The organism is Psychrobacter aquaticus CMS 56 (assembly GCF_000471625.1).
Classification (GTDB): Bacteria; Pseudomonadota; Gammaproteobacteria; order Pseudomonadales; family Moraxellaceae; genus Psychrobacter; species Psychrobacter aquaticus.
On the sequence record NZ_AUSW01000025.1, the window covers coordinates 130,843 to 143,011 of the forward strand.

Genomic DNA, 12,169 nt, shown 5'->3' on the forward strand with positions numbered 1-12,169 from the left:
AGCGTGAATGCGGTTTCATCACAACAAACTTAAAATGACCTTTAAATTTGTTGTGATAAAACCTCTCAAACCACTACCGGAGAATAGTGATTTGAGAGGGTAATTGGAAAACGACTAATCAGTGGCTGAAATAAACCAATTACTGCGCAGCCTTATAAACAGGTTGTCCATCGCTACCTTTTACTTCATTCCATTTTTCTTTGAATAATGCTACTGCAGTATCAGAGAAAGGAACGTAATCTAGTGCCATAGCATCTTCATCACCTTGGCTATAAGCCCAGTCAAAGAAGTTTAGTACGCCAGCCACTTGCTGAGGATTTTCTGGTTGCTTGTGTACTAAGATGAATGTTGCAGCAGCGATTGGCCATGCTTGCTCAGTCTCAGAGTCAGTAATAACTTTGTAAAAACCTTCTTGCTGTGACCAGTCGATATCACCTGCCGCTGCAAATGTCTCTGCAGAAGGCTGTACGAAGTTACCAGCCGCGTTCTTAAGTGCGGTGTGTGACATGTTGTTCTGTTTAGCGTAAGCGTATTCAACATAGCCGATAGAGTTTTTCATACGGTTAACGTAGCTTGAAACGCCTTCGTTACCTTTACCACCTGCACCAGTGGCAGACGTTGGCCATTTGACGGTTTTATCAACACCAACTGTATCTTTCCAGTCAGTTGACACTTTAGCTAGATAATCAGTGAAGTTAAAAGTAGTACCTGAACCGTCTGAGCGGAATACGGTGGTGATTTGAGCATCAGGTAGGGTCAAGTCTGGATTCATTGCTTTGATAGCAGGATCATTCCAGTTACTGATTTTACCTAAATAAATATTAGCTAAGGTTTCACCATCCAATTTCAACGCACCTGGCTCGATACCGTCAATGTTGACAATAGGTACGACGCCGCCAATAACGGTCGGAAACTGAATAAGACCAAACTCTTCAAGCTCTTCAGGCGTCAAAGGCGCATCAGAAGCACCAAAGTCTACAGTTTTTGACTGAATCTGTTTGATACCACCAGAAGAACCGATTGATTGGTAGTTGACTTGACCACCAGTGTCAGCATTATAATCAGCAGACCACTTAGCGTAGATAGGTTGCGGGAACGATGCACCCGCACCAGTGATGTTCATGGCGATATTTTCAGCAGAGGTAAAACCTGTGCCAGCAGCAGGGGTGGTACTGGTAGTAGCATTACCGGCTGTTTCAGTAGTTGTGACAGCGCTACTGCTATCCGCAGCTGGCTCTGCCGTGTCGGTCGATTTATTACACGCCGTAAGTACTAAGGTACAGCTGACGGCCACTGCTAATAACGAATAACGCATGTAAGACTCCTGAAGTTTAACAACGATACAAAAAACATTGTTTGTGACATGCGAGCTATATTGACAAGTTTTTATGACAGTTTAATGACAGCACTCTTAATCTTTCGTTTTCAACGACTGCTAACGAATTATTTTGAAAAAAAGCGGAGTGCATACAACCATCATCTTTAAAACGTGCTACTCATGCCGAAATATCGTTAGCCGTCAGTGTAGAATTTTGCTAGTATAAAGAAGATTTACAACACTGACAGACTCGGGGTGCGGTGTATTATTGACTTACTTTTTTAAAGTAGTCGCTTTGATACATTCGCTGAGAGATCACCCGCCGAACCTGATGCGGTTAGTACCGACGCAGGGAAGTCTTGAGCCTATGTTTATTTACAAAGGGCGCGCAGAAATGCCTTTTTATAATTGCCAACGTCTTGCAGACTTTTTGTCTGCGGATATATTGCTTTAATAATTAGCTGTGCCCAGCAATCATTTAAAGATGATTTATCACTTTCAATAGCGATAGCTCGTCTGCTTTATAATTGCATTTGTTCGTATCTCATAGTGCCACCCCCGCAGCTACTGGCGGTGTTGATTTTATTCAAAAACCAACACGCTAGGACAGCATATGACCATCTCAAACGTACAAACCACCCAAACCTATACTCCAGATAATGACACGCCTGCTATTCCAAAATCTGCTGATACAACGAGCAGTAAAGCGGACAAAAAATCAGAGGCTCTAAAAACCCCTGCCCACCGTGCAGCAGGTGACGCGCGTTTTGAAGAAGACGCTCGTGACCTACATCGTATCCTTCCCGCTTCCAAAAAAGTCTATATCGAAGGCTCGCGCGCTGATATTCAAGTACCGATGCGCGAAATCAGTTTAGCAAACACGCCTATTCAAGGGGTCGATGAAGCAGACTGGGAACAAAATCCGCCATTTTATGTTTATGACACTTCAGGCGTTTATACCGACCCCAATGTCGATATCGACCTCACACGCGGACTGCCAAAATTGCGTGAAAACTGGATCGCTGAGCGTGGTGATACCGAGCAACTAAGCGGCCTGTCCAGCTCATACGGACAAGCGCGCGCCCGCGATATCAGTACTGCCAATCTCAGATTTGCTCATATCGATAAGCCACGTCGCGCTAAGTCGGGCAATGGTTTCTCAGGAAATGTCACGCAAATGCATTATGCGCGTCGCGGTATCATCACCCCTGAGATGGAATATATCGCCATTCGTGAAACACAAAAGCAGCATGAGCTGACAGATATACGCCAACATGAAGGTGAAAATTTTGGCGCTAATACACCAATAATCATCACGCCTGAATTTGTGCGCAGTGAAGTTGCTGCTGGACGCGCCATCATTCCTAACAACATCAATCACCCTGAGTCCGAACCGATGATTATCGGTCGTAATTTTTTGGTAAAAATCAATGCCAATATCGGTAACTCAGCGCTCGGCTCATCTATCGATGAAGAGGTGTCAAAAATGACGTGGGCGACGCGTTGGGGCGGTGATACCATCATGGATTTATCAACGGGCAATCATATCCACGAAACGCGCGAATGGCTCATTCGTAACTCGCCCGTGCCGATTGGCACTGTACCGATTTATCAAGCGCTCGAAAAAGTCGATGGTGTGGCAGAGGATCTCACATGGGAGATATTCCGTGATACTTTGATTGAGCAAGCAGAACAAGGCGTTGATTACTTCACCATCCATGCCGGTGTGTTGCTCCGCTATGTGCCCCTGACCGCGAATCGCTTGACGGGTATCGTGTCACGCGGTGGTTCTATCATGGCACAGTGGTGTCTTGCGCATCATAAAGAAAGCTTTTTATACACACATTTCGAAGACATTTGCGAGATTATGAAGCAGTATGATGTGGCGTTTAGCTTAGGCGACGGTTTGCGTCCCGGTTGCTTGCAAGATGCCAATGATGAAGCGCAATTTGGGGAGCTACGTACACTTGGTGAGTTGACGCAAGTGGCTTGGCAACACGATGTGCAGGTGATGATTGAAGGACCTGGACACGTGGCGATGAACCGCATCAAAGAAAATATGGATTTGCAGCTTGAGCTGTGTGCGGATGCGCCGTTTTATACATTAGGGCCCTTAACGACCGACATTGCACCTGGCTATGACCATATCACTAGCGCCATTGGTGCGGCGATGATTGGCTGGTTTGGCACCGCAATGCTGTGCTATGTCACACCAAAAGAGCACTTAGGCCTACCGAACAAAAAAGATGTCAAAGATGGCATCATTACCTATAAGATTGCCGCACACGCCGCCGACCTTGCCAAAGGCCATCCGGGTGCGCAGGCGCGTGATAATGCGTTATCCAAAGCCCGTTTTGAATTCCGCTGGGACGATCAATTCAATCTGGCGCTTGATCCTGATACAGCACGTGAATTTCATGACGAAACGCTACCAAAAGACGCGCACAAATCTGCCCACTTTTGCTCTATGTGTGGACCAAAATTTTGTTCGATGAAAATCACGCAAAATGTGCGTGAGTATGCAGCAGGACTGGATAAAGGTACAGCTAATCAAAAAATGGCCAACAAAAAAGTCACGTCAAAGACGGGCGATTTAACTCATGCCGGTCATGTCATTAAAGAGGTGGATACAGAACTGGTCGGACAAGTTGGAGAAGCCAGTGCTGAGGAAGTTCGTCAAGGGATGGCTGAGATGATGGAAAAATACAACAAGGAAGGACGTCAGTTGTATAAAGAGGTATAGGCTTTTTTAGACTTACTAAAAAAAGCCCAAACCTGACTATCAGGTTTGGGCTTTGTTGTACTTATCGAAGCGTGTCTCTGTATTTATAAAAAATTATCGACAATTATGCATAATTGAAAATATAGCCATTATTGTCATTTGGTGTGGTAAATACAATAGTACCGCCTTCCTTATCGATCAATCGTATGCCTTCTGCTTCACCATTTTCTAGTGGACATCTTTCTGAACTAGCATCGATAGTCGCATTAACAACAGTAAATTTAGAGACCGTACTATTATCTAAAGTACCTTGAATCATACACTGTCTCGTATCGATGATACTAAATGTGCCATTAGCATTGATTGTCAGCGTACCTAAACCAAGTCCAAAACGTCCATCAGATGCACCAGTTAATGTGCCTGTATACTGTCCAATTTGCTGCTCAATGGACTCTTTCATTGGTATATCATTTTTCATCAATGACGCATTGCTATTGATAGTTGTAGAGTTTCCACTACTATATTGGTACATCATTTTCAGAGTATCATCATTAACCGCTTTTGCACCTAAGTTAAATACACTCCGCATACTGTTAAAAGCAGTGAAGTCCGTTATAAAATCTGTGGAGAGTGATGGATAGTAACCATCTACCATTTCTTCACCAAACTTACCATGAGTGAGACCGATGACTGATTTGCTAGGTAATGGATCAAGCTGTTCGCCATTGGCATCAATTGTATTATTATTGATTAGCCAATATTCACCACTAGTGTCTACCACTAACCGCTGTACCACAGCATCTGTGCCATATATATTACTTAAATCTGTCGTGCCATCAAACGCAAAACCAAATACTTGATTCTGTGTCTCTTCAGGTAACGGCTGTTCTGGATTGGGTTGTTCAGGTATCGTCGGTTCGTTGACGCTTGCGTTGCTATCACTATCACTACCGCAACCAGATAATGCCAATATAGAAGCTAAGAGCAAACTTGAGTAACGTATATCCATTAGTATATATCCCAATATTAAAAAATATTTAAAACAAACTTAATTCGAGAATGTATTCTAATTGTAATATTATAGCAACAAAAATAAAAAACCTAGCAGACACATTTGTTTGCTAGGTTCATGAAGCAGAATCTTAAAAATAGATAAACTAGTCAAACGCCCTTATACCTTCGACGCCTTATAAATTTCTTCAATTGACGCATCAATCATATCAGCAAACGCTTCATCGCTTTGCTGACGACTCAAGCCCTCAGTGAAAGCACGTGAGAAGCTGGCAATCATACCTGGGTTTTGTTTGAGCTTGGCGCACGCTTCACTACGACTATAACCGCCCGATAATGCCACGACTTTTAATACTTTTGGATGATCGATCAGTTCTTGATAAAAGCCTGCCTCTTCCGGCAAGGTCAGTTTTAGCATCACTTGCTGATCGTCAGTTAAACGATCCAAATTATGCAAAATACTGGTTTTGAGTATCAGCTCACACTCATGCTTTTTGCTACTATTGATATCCACTTCTGGCTCAACGATTGGCATCAGCCCTTTTGATATGATTTGCTTGGCCACGTCAAACTGCTGCTGTACAACCAGCTCAATACCATCGACGTTTGGCTCATAAATAACGGAGCGCATCTTGGTGCCAAATACGGGATAGTTTTTCGCCTTATCTAATAACACATCTAAATCTGGAATGGGACGCATGACTTGCACACCGCTCATTTGCTCCGCCAAACCCTTATCTACTTTCAAAAATGGGACGATATTTTTATCTTCCCAAAGATAGTTGGCTGTAGATTTCCCGTTGACCTCACGTTCCATTGTGTCTTCAAATAAAATCGCTCCCAGCACCCGCTCACTATCAAAAGCCTCACAAGTCATGATACGCGCACGCATCTCATGCACCAAATCAAACATGGATTCATCACTGTCATAGTCATCTGCATAAATGCCATAGTTCTCTAGTGCTTTTGGCGTGCTACCACCACTTTGATCCAATGCGGCAATGAAACCTGAACTGTTTTTTATGCGTTGTAATTGCTTGTTGTATTCCATTGAAAGGGCTTCCTATTTTTATTTATTAAAGTCAAATATCACAAAGTAAATCGCTTTTTACTCGTTTATATAGTGCGTTCAGTATAAAACGAATCAGCGGGACTGGAATGCTGATCTTTAAACGAGAAGTTTCGCCGCATCGAGCTGCGTAGACAGCAAGCCAGAAAAATTTATACCAGTTCCGCGTTGCAATATAATGGTTCTGTTTTATTTAAAATCGACTATATAAGCGTTGCTGCTCGTAGATAACCTTATCATAGGAGACTTGACCTGCCTATATACAATACGTTAAAGCTTTTGTAAATCCTCATTACAAGTCACTCTTTTGGTCAAAAACTCACGTCAAAAACAACACTGCCACACAACCAATCGCTAATAATAAACCCAATATATTCATGCGATTAAGTGGCTCTTTGAACACACCGACCCCGATCAATGTAGCAACAGCGATGACGCCGACATTCATACCCGTAAAGACAATACTTGGCGAGTCCGATAACACTTGATGCGCGCGCACATACGCATAGATATTTCCCATATTCAGCGCACCCAATAACAATCCTGCCATCAGCGCATTGCCCTGCCAGCGCACTCGCGTGACCAGCAGATAGATAAATAACAACAATCCTGCCAAACCAAAACTGACAAATAACGTGAGTGGAAAGGCAGTACCATGTTTGGCCACTTGCTTAAATAAGATGTCGATAATGCCATAACCTGCCCACACACCAAATAACCAAAGAGGCGTCAGCTGGGTTTGTTTACTAACATCAGCGGGCTGTGAACGATAAATCAAAGCCGCCAACGCCAAAAATCCCAATGCCAATCCAAATATGCGCATACCCGTTAGCACTTCACCGAATAATAAAAAAGCGGCGACGATTGGAATGATTAATGACAAACGTTGAGCAGCATCGGTGGCGACCATACCGACCGCTTCAATGGCCCGCCCAAGTAAAATAAATACGGCTGGCAAGAGCACACCAAGCGCGATAATGATTCCCCATTCGTCATTGAGCGTACTCACTTCACTGATCTCTGGCTTTAGCAAAACCCAAGTCAGGAAAAATGCCACTGGATAACCAGCAACGATGGTTTGGCGAATGTCTATATTTTTTTGTCGTAATACCTTGAGCAATACTGAAACGGCGACACTACAAAGCACCGCAATCGTTAAATACATCATGCACGTCTACCTTTTTAGCTTGCGACTTTTATATGGCTGCTATTTATACAGCAAAAGTAAGAAATTAAATGGCTTTATGATAGACCAATAATATAGTGAGTTCAGCATAAAAACGAGCCAGCGGGACTGGAATGCTTATCTTTAAACGAGAAGTTTCGTAGCATCGAGACTGCGAAGGCATAGCAAGCCAGAAAAATTTATACCATTTCCGCGTTGCAACATAATAGGTCTGTTTCATTTGAAATTGACTATACAACAAGTCATAAATAGCCCCTGTGACGGTGAAATTACAATTAGCATGCAGCTCTCATGGTGAAGTTTGTTAAAATAGTGCGCACTCCTAATAACAACAGTAAAGATTCAAAATAACGAGTGATATCGTTGGTTTTGGCGTACTGCTATTGATGTTTTATGACTGCCTATGAATGCTCTATTTCGCTTTTTCGAAACTCGCCTACCCGCTTTTCCTGAGACGCCTATGCCGCTGCCCTCACCACGTGATGGCATGCTTAAATTTATGTGGGCGTGTACCTATGGTCTGCGCGGCTGGTTACTGCTGTTTATGATTCTATCAGCAGGCATCGGTATCTACGAGGCCATGCTGTTTGCTTGGATTGGCAATATCGTCGATTGGTTGGGCGTTTATACGCCAGAGAATTTATGGTTAGAAAAGGGCGACATGCTGCTCTTAATGCTGGCAGTTATGATAGTGAGTCCCGTATGGATTGCGCTGTCATCGCTTGTTCATTTTCAGACCTTGCAAGGCGTGTTTCCGATGCAAATGCGCTGGCGCTTTCATCAACGCATGCTTGGGCAATCGATGCAATTTTATCAAGATGAGTTTTCAGGACGCGTCTCTGCAAAGGTGATGCAAACTGCGCTGGCAGTGCGTGATACCGTCATGACCGTCACCGACATGTTTATGTATGTCGCCGTTTATTTTATAACCTCAGGTATTATTCTATTTAACCTAGACAGCCTATTGCTGATTCCATTTGTTATTTGGCTGGTCTTGGTTACACTGGCCATTTGGTACTTTATTCCCAAACTCAAACTAACGGCCGTTGTGCAAGCGGATGCACGGGCGCTCATGACGGGCCGCATTACAGACGCTTACGCCAATATCATGACCGTCAAGCTGTTCAGCCATTCGCGCCGTGAGCTGAGCTACGCCAAAAATGCCATGGGTCAATTTTTGGGTACAGTACACGCGCAAATGCGCTGGGTCAGCTATTTAGAAGTATCGACTCATCTTATTAGTATTATTTTAGTCAGCAGCACGGCTGGTATAGGTTTGTATTTATGGCAACAAGGCGCCGTTGGTGTTGGTGCAATTGCTGCTGCAACCGCGATGGCACTGCGTTTAAATGGTCTGACTCACTGGATTATGTGGCAAACTGCCAGTCTATTTGAAAGTATCGGTACGGTACAAGACGGTATGCGCACGTTATCAGCGCCACAAAAGATCATTGATAAACCAAATGCCCCTGCCTTAAAAGTTACCGAAGGACGTATCGTATTCGATCATGTTGATTTTAGCTATGAAAATGATAACGACGATATTGAAGGTAAAAATATAGACGAAATAAACGCGCCAGCACCTTCTACCATCAAACTGCTCGATGACTTCTATTTAGATATCAAGCCGGGCGAAAAAATAGGCTTGGTTGGGCGCTCAGGTGCAGGTAAATCAACCTTAGTGAACTTGTTATTACGCTTTTTTGATGTGGATAGCGGCAAAATCTTGATTGATGGACAAGCCATTGACGACGTTACGCAAGAGTCTTTACGCCAACAGATCGGTATGGTGACCCAAGACACTTCTTTATTACATCGTACGGTACGTGAGAATATCGCATACGGTCGCCCAAATGCTACCGATGAAGAGATTATGACGGCGGCGAAGCAAGCGCAAGCCTGGGACTTTATCAAAGACTTGTATGATGATAAAGGCAATAAAGGTCTTGACACGCAAGTGGGTGAGCGCGGCGTCAAGCTCTCTGGCGGGCAACGTCAGCGTATCGCTATCTCACGTGTCATGCTAAAAAATGCGCCCATTTTGCTATTAGACGAAGCAACCAGTGCGCTTGACTCAGAAATTGAGTTTGCCATTACAGAAAGCTTGAATGACATCATGACAGGCAAAACCGTCATCGCAATTGCGCATCGCCTCTCTACCATTGCAGCACTAGATCGCTTGGTGGTCATGGACCGAGGTCAGATTATCGAACAAGGCAGCCATGACGAACTACTGGCACTACACGGCGTCTATGCAAGATTGTGGCATCGTCAAAGTGGTGGATTCTTGGGTGAAGACAGTTAAATAAATAGGCGCAACCATGACCGATCTCTTCGCCCCAGCGCCTACAGATAATTTATTGCCTTACGATGGTAAGGTGAATGACTTGGGTATCATTATTGATAACCCTAATGAACAGTACGAAACCCTTTTCGCAGAGCTACCTTGGCAGTCTGATATCGTGACGCTGTTTGGACAAACTCACATCACTACTCGCCAGATCGTCTGGATGGGTGAAAACAATACTCCCTACCACTATTCAGGACAGACGCGTCAGGCTATTCCATGGTCAGATGCGGTGTTTCACGTGAAACAATCTGTCGAGCTAGCGTTGAAAAGTATCGGCATCATCGTTGATTTCAATACTTGCTTGCTCAATTACTATCCGTCTGGCGCTGACGGTATGGGCTATCACGCTGACGATGAAAAAGAGCTTGGGCATCAGCCAATCATCGCCTCCCTCTCGCTCGGTGCCACACGAAAGTTTGTCTTCAAACACAAAAAAACTCAAGATAAAGTCGCGCTTTATCTTGAGTCAGGTCAGCTTGTTGTCATGCATGGCGACACACAAACCTTTTGGAAACATACCATCACTAAGACGAAAACCATCTCAGATGGGCGCATTAGCCTAACGTTTCGGCACATGCCAGCCAATTAACGCCTGTTAGCTTACTTTTAAAACAATCTTACCAAAAGCATCGCCTTTTTGTAGCTCATGATGCGCAGCAACCACTTCTGCTAATGGGTATGTCTGCTGAATACGTAAAGTCAGCTCGCCATCAGCCACGAGCTGTAAAACTCGCGCCATGTCTTCACCACTACGCTGCGCTTTATAACCGGCTACTTCCAAGCTTTTTTGCTCGCCTGCTTCTTTTAGTTTATCAACCCAAATAGTGGGTAGCACATTTACTCGCCCACCAGATTTGAGTACACTCAGCGCGCGTACGCCCGCTTCATCTCCAACCAAATCAAGCAACACATCGGCTTGCAGCTCAGTAAAATCCTCATCTTTGGTATAATCAATCCAACCAGCCAGTTTACTGATATCTATCAGCTCATCGAGCTTGGCATATTTTTCTGGCGAACAAATAACCGTTACCTTGATATTATTTGCTGTTACTTTCTTCATTAATAGCTGAATCAATAAGTGACCGACACCGCCCGCTGGCGCATTGATGACCACATGCTCGCCCTCTTTAATATCGGCAAACTCCGCAAACTGGATCGCGGTTTGTCCGATACAAGGCAACGCCCCTGCCTGCTCTAAAGTAACAGCCGCTGGCACTTTCGCCAGCAGTTTGGCATCGACCACCACGTACTCTGCATAGCAGCCGCCATTAAAAGTCAAAGCCGCGACATTATCACCAATAGCAAATTGATCGCTATGACTGGCGACCACTTCACCGGATACGTCAAACCCCAAAATTGCTGGTTGGTCGTTGTCGAATTTTTCTTGACGAATATTTTCTGCGCCCCAGCCTTTGCCCTGACGGGTTTTGTAATCGACAGGATTGATGCCAGCGTAGGCAACTTTTACCAATACCTGATCGTCCTGTAACTTGGGCATATCGACCCCATCCTGATATTTCATTACTTCAGGTTCGCCAAATTCGCGTATGAGGACAGCATGTTGGGCAGTTGGCAGTTGGGCAGTGGCTTGCTCAGTCTGAGCAGTAGTAGATGACATCACCATAGTAGAATATCCTTATATTTGGTTGATTACTCACTTGTAGTGGTCAATATATCACGGCAACATCAGCTCTGCACTGATGGGCAAATGATCTGATAATGTTGACCATGGTTTGCCCGTATGTACCCAAGCGTCTTTAATCTTTAAATTACGTACATAAATACGATCTAAACTGAGCACAGGCATTTTGGCTGGGAACGTTGGCATCAGCTTGCCGTGGCAGTGCTTAAAGGCCTCAATCATACCTAAACTGGTAGCAAGCTTATCGCAAGACATTTTTTTCCAATCATTAAAATCCCCAGCCAAAATCAAGGGCTGATCCGAGGCAATTTCATGGCGGACATAATTAGCGATCGCTTCGTATTGTTTGATACGATCGCGCTCAAACAAGTTCAGATGGGCGCATAACACGACAACGGGCATCTCCCAACCTGCTGGCTGTACTTCGCAGTGCAACACGCCGCGCTGCTCAAGTTTATTGACCGTAATATTCACATTGTGTTTTGGATCCAGTGGAAATCGGCTAAGTACCGCATTGCCATGATGCCCATTTTCATATTCTGAGTTTTTGCCATAACTGTTTTGCAGCTGTAGATATTCGCCAAACCACTCATGCTGTGATTGGTCGGGGTATTCGTTATACTGCAAATTGCGCCTGAGGTTTTGACCTTGTACTTCTTGCAGACACAGCACGTCTGAGCCAATGATATCGAGTGCTTGGGCAATACCCTGCATTTTTACTTGGCGATTTAAAGGCGACATGCCTTTATGAATGTTGTAGCTGGTCAAAATAAAGGAAGATGTGGTCATAATTTTATTAGTCATAAAAAGATCGGTATACAGAGGAATACGCTATTGAGTATAACAGCAGTCGTATTTATCAGCAGCATTT

Annotated in this window: 9 protein-coding genes and 1 riboswitch; of the genes, 3 read left to right on the forward strand and 6 right to left on the reverse strand. The window is 44.2% G+C overall.

Annotated features, from left to right (window positions below):
* Window positions 1-139: 139 nt before the first annotated feature.
* The gene (gene pstS / locus M917_RS07015) at window positions 140-1,315 is read right to left on the reverse strand and encodes a phosphate ABC transporter substrate-binding protein PstS (RefSeq protein ID WP_021814104.1); all 1,176 of its coding nucleotides are present in this window, start codon (window positions 1,313-1,315) and stop codon (window positions 140-142) included.
* A 244-nt stretch (window positions 1,316-1,559) separates the two neighbouring features.
* Window positions 1,560-1,690, forward strand: a riboswitch (TPP riboswitch).
* A gap of 241 nt (window positions 1,691-1,931) precedes the next feature.
* Here pstS and thiC point away from each other — a divergent pair.
* Window positions 1,932-4,061, forward strand: coding sequence for a phosphomethylpyrimidine synthase ThiC (gene thiC, locus M917_RS07020; RefSeq protein ID WP_021814105.1), 2,130 nt, complete (start codon window positions 1,932-1,934; stop codon window positions 4,059-4,061).
* A 103-nt stretch (window positions 4,062-4,164) separates the two neighbouring features.
* Here the strand turns inward: thiC and M917_RS07025 are convergent, their stop codons facing one another.
* The 3 genes from M917_RS07025 to M917_RS07035 all read right to left on the reverse strand — a co-directional run bounded on the left by M917_RS07025 (window position 4,165) and on the right by M917_RS07035 (window position 7,288).
* A complete protein-coding gene (locus M917_RS07025) occupies window positions 4,165-5,049 on the reverse strand; it encodes a hypothetical protein (protein ID WP_021814106.1) in 885 nt (294 codons plus the stop codon).
* 162 nt (window positions 5,050-5,211) lie between these two features.
* On the reverse strand, window positions 5,212-6,102 hold the full coding sequence (locus tag M917_RS07030; protein ID WP_021814107.1) for a fructose bisphosphate aldolase: 891 nt from the start codon (window positions 6,100-6,102) through the stop codon (window positions 5,212-5,214).
* A 337-nt stretch (window positions 6,103-6,439) separates the two neighbouring features.
* On the reverse strand, window positions 6,440-7,288 hold the full coding sequence (locus M917_RS07035) for a hypothetical protein (RefSeq protein ID WP_021814108.1): 849 nt from the start codon (window positions 7,286-7,288) through the stop codon (window positions 6,440-6,442).
* A gap of 421 nt (window positions 7,289-7,709) precedes the next feature.
* Here M917_RS07035 and M917_RS07040 point away from each other — a divergent pair, with 421 nt between their 5' ends.
* Together M917_RS07040 and M917_RS07045 are read left to right on the forward strand one after the other, a co-directional pair.
* Window positions 7,710-9,611, forward strand: a complete 1,902-nt coding sequence (locus M917_RS07040; protein ID WP_021814109.1) for an ABC transporter ATP-binding protein — start codon at window positions 7,710-7,712, stop codon at window positions 9,609-9,611.
* 16 nt (window positions 9,612-9,627) lie between these two features.
* Window positions 9,628-10,245 carry an alpha-ketoglutarate-dependent dioxygenase AlkB family protein gene (locus tag M917_RS07045; RefSeq protein WP_021814110.1) on the forward strand — a complete coding sequence of 206 codons (618 nt, stop codon included), beginning with the start codon at window positions 9,628-9,630 and terminating at the stop codon, window positions 10,243-10,245.
* 6 nt (window positions 10,246-10,251) lie between these two features.
* Here M917_RS07045 and M917_RS07050 read toward each other — a convergent pair whose 3' ends face one another.
* Both M917_RS07050 and M917_RS07055 read right to left on the reverse strand, forming a co-directional pair.
* Window positions 10,252-11,280, reverse strand: coding sequence for an NADP-dependent oxidoreductase (locus tag M917_RS07050; RefSeq protein ID WP_021814111.1), 1,029 nt, complete (start codon window positions 11,278-11,280; stop codon window positions 10,252-10,254).
* Window positions 11,281-11,331: 51 nt separating this feature from the next.
* A complete protein-coding gene (locus tag M917_RS07055; RefSeq protein WP_021814112.1) occupies window positions 11,332-12,087 on the reverse strand; it encodes an endonuclease/exonuclease/phosphatase family protein in 756 nt (251 codons plus the stop codon).
* Window positions 12,088-12,169: the final 82 nt, after the last annotated feature.

What these genes read in the sequence shown, in the direction of transcription:
- pstS (WP_021814104.1), bottom strand. Translation starts at nt 1,315, where the DNA reads ATGCGTTATTCGTTATTAGCAGTGGCCGTCAGCTGTACCTTAGTACTT.
- thiC (WP_021814105.1), top strand. Translation starts at nt 1,932, where the DNA reads ATGACCATCTCAAACGTACAAACCACCCAAACCTATACTCCAGATAAT.
- M917_RS07025 (WP_021814106.1), bottom strand. Translation starts at nt 5,049, where the DNA reads ATGGATATACGTTACTCAAGTTTGCTCTTAGCTTCTATATTGGCATTA.
- M917_RS07030 (WP_021814107.1), bottom strand. Translation starts at nt 6,102, where the DNA reads ATGGAATACAACAAGCAATTACAACGCATAAAAAACAGTTCAGGTTTC.
- M917_RS07035 (WP_021814108.1), bottom strand. Translation starts at nt 7,288, where the DNA reads ATGATGTATTTAACGATTGCGGTGCTTTGTAGTGTCGCCGTTTCAGTA.
- M917_RS07040 (WP_021814109.1), top strand. Translation starts at nt 7,710, where the DNA reads ATGAATGCTCTATTTCGCTTTTTCGAAACTCGCCTACCCGCTTTTCCT.
- M917_RS07045 (WP_021814110.1), top strand. Translation starts at nt 9,628, where the DNA reads ATGACCGATCTCTTCGCCCCAGCGCCTACAGATAATTTATTGCCTTAC.
- M917_RS07050 (WP_021814111.1), bottom strand. Translation starts at nt 11,280, where the DNA reads ATGGTGATGTCATCTACTACTGCTCAGACTGAGCAAGCCACTGCCCAA.
- M917_RS07055 (WP_021814112.1), bottom strand. Translation starts at nt 12,087, where the DNA reads ATGACCACATCTTCCTTTATTTTGACCAGCTACAACATTCATAAAGGC.